This window comes from Streptomyces sp. SID14436, from assembly GCF_010548465.1.
GTDB lineage: Bacteria > Actinomycetota > Actinomycetes > Streptomycetales > Streptomycetaceae > Streptomyces.
Window position 1 is genome coordinate 1 of sequence record NZ_JAAGMD010000859.1, and the last position, 2778, is coordinate 2778.

The window sequence follows — 2778 nt, forward strand, 5'->3', positions numbered from 1 at the left end:
CCGTCCGGGCCACCCCCCGCGGCCACCGCGCCCCCGTCCTCCGTGCCCCCGCTGGTCCTGCGCGGCGCCTCCGTGCGCGACGGCCGTCCGCGGTCCTCCGCGCCCCTGGCACCGCCCCCGGCCGTGTCCCCGCCCCCGGCCGGTTCCCCCACCACCTCCGTGACTGCCGCCGCAGCGGCACCCGTCCCCGCCCCCGAGCCGTCACCGTCCTCCGCGGAGCGGTACGACGAGCACGCCGTCGCGGTGATCGGAATGGCCGGCCGGTTCCCCGACACGCCGACGCTGGACGGCTTCTGGGCCGACCTGGCCGCCGGGCGGCAACGCACCGGAGAGGTCCCGCCCGACCGCTGGGACACCGCCGCCCACTACGACCCGGAGGGCCGCCCCGGGACCACGACGAGCAAATGGGCCGCGTCCCTCTCCGGCATCGACGCGTTCGACGCGCCCTTCTTCCGCATGTCCCCGCTCGAGGCCGAGGACATGGACCCGGAGCAGCGGCTGTTCCTCACCGAGGCGTGGCGCGCCCTGGAGGACGCCGGGTACGCGGTCGGCCCCGAGACGCCCCTGTCCTGCGGGGTGTTCGTCGGCTGCACGCAGTCCGACTACCGGCAGATCCGGCACGCCGCCGGCCGTCACGACACCGCGCACAGCTTCCTCGGCGGTGCCCCCTCCGTGCTGGCCGCCCGGGTCTCGTACTTCCTCAACCTGACCGGGCCGACCACCGCCGTGGACAGCGCCTGTTCGTCGTCGCTGCTGGCCGTGCACCTCGCCTGCCAGAGCATCCTCAGCGGCGACTGCGAGATGGCCGTCGCGGGTGGGGTGGCGCTCATGCTGGGCCCCGACATCCACGTCCAGACCAGCGCCGCCGGCATCCTCTCGCCGACCGGGCGCAGCGCACCCTTCGACGCCTCCGCCGACGGGATCGTCCTCGGTGAGGGGGTCGGCGCCGTGGTGCTCAAGCCGCTGGCCCGCGCCCTGGCCGACGGCGACCACGTGCACGGTGTCATCCGGGCGTCCGGCGCCAACGGGGACGGCCGCAGCAACGGCATCGCCGCCCCCAACGGCCGGGCCCAGGCCGACCTGCTCACCCGGGTGTGGCGGCGGGCGGGGGTGACGCCGGACGACATCGGCCTGGTCGAGGCGCACGGCACCGGCACACCGCTCGGGGACCCGATCGAGGTCAAGGCGCTCACCGAGGCGTTCCGCCGGACGGGCGCGGCTCCCGGGGCGTCCTGTGCGATCGGCTCCGTCAAGGGCAACGTCGGCCACACGACCATGGCCGCGGGCATCGCCGGACTGCTGAAGGTGCTGCTGGCGCTGCGGCACCGCCAACTCCCGCCGACCGCCGGCTACTCCTCGCCCAACCCGCGGCTCGACCTCGACGACAGCCCCTTCCACGTCGTCACCGAGCTGCGTGACTGGCCGCCCGGACCGGGCGGTGCGCGGGTCGCCGCCGTGAGCAGCTTCGGCGTCAGCGGCACCAACTGCCATCTGGTCGTCTCCGAGGCCCCCACCCGTCCCCGGCACACCGACACCCCCCGCGCCTTCGTCGTCCCCGTCTCCGCGCGCACACCCCGCGAACTCACGGCCCATCTGGGCGCCCTGGCGGAGGCGGTGCCCGCCGCACCGCGGCTGGCCGACGTGGCGTACACGCTGTGCGTCGGCCGCCGTCACCACCCGGAGCGTGTCGTCGTCCTCGCGCACAGCCTCGACGGTCTCGCCACCGCTCTGCGGGCCGCCCGGGACGGCACCCCGCCGTCGCTCGCGGACGCCACGCCGGAACAGCGCCGGCTCGCCGACGCCTACCTGGCCGGCGGCCGGCCCGACTTCGCCGCCCAGTTCGCCCAGGTCGACGCCCGCCGGACGCCGCTGCCCGCGCATCCGCTGCGCGGCACCCGGCACTGGCCGGAACAGGCGGCCGCCGCGCCGGGCCTGACCTGGTGGGTGGACCCGGACGCCTGGCAGGTCGCCGACCACCGGGTCGGAGACACGCCCGTGCTGCCCGGCACCGGTGCCCTCGCCCTCGCCGCGGTCGCGGCGGGCGACGAGGGGCCGCTGGAGCTGTCCGGCGTCCGGTGGCTGCGCCCCCTGCACGCCGACACCGCCCAGCAGGTCCGGATCGACACCGACGGCCCCCGCCTCACCCTCCGCCGCGGCGACACGGACATCGCCACCGCCACCGTGCGGCCGTCCACCGAACCCCCGTCCCGCCTGCCGCTCGACGCACTCGCCGACCACTGCCCCCGCATCCGGCCGGGAGCGGAGCTGTACGCCCGCTTCGACGCGGCGGGGCTGCACTACGGACCGGCCTTCCGCGTCGTGGACGAGGTCCGGGTGGGCGACGGCGAGGCCCTCGGCCGGCTGACCGGCACCGACCGCCCCTCCTGGAGCACCCTCGTCGACGTGGCCGCCCTGGACGGCGCGATCCAGGTGGCCTCCGTCCTCGCGGGTGACGGGGAGCTGCTGCTGCCGTTCGCCGCGGCCCGCGTGGTGGTACGTCCGGCCGACGGGCCGCCCGCATGGGCGCATGTCCGCCGCACACCCGACGGCCTCACCGTCCTGCTGGCCGGCGAGGACGGGCGCGAACTGGCCCGCATCGAGGGCCTGGTGGCCCGCCCCGCCCCCACCGGGCCCCAGACGAACGCCCGGCCCCCGGTGTCCGTGCTGGTGCCGCACTGGACGGAGGCCGACGCCGGCACCCCGGCGCCGGCGACCGCGCCCCCGGGACGCACCCTGGTGCTCCACGCGCGCGGCGGGGAAGACCTCGCCCGCGCCCTC

The 2778-nt window shown here is 77.3% G+C and carries 1 protein-coding gene; it reads left to right on the top strand.

The window, feature by feature from the left end; genetic code table 11:
* Window positions 1-159 precede the first annotated feature (159 nt).
* A partial coding sequence (locus tag G3I53_RS31665; RefSeq protein ID WP_203617548.1) for a beta-ketoacyl synthase N-terminal-like domain-containing protein occupies window positions 160-2778 on the top strand: 2619 nt, incomplete at its 3' end.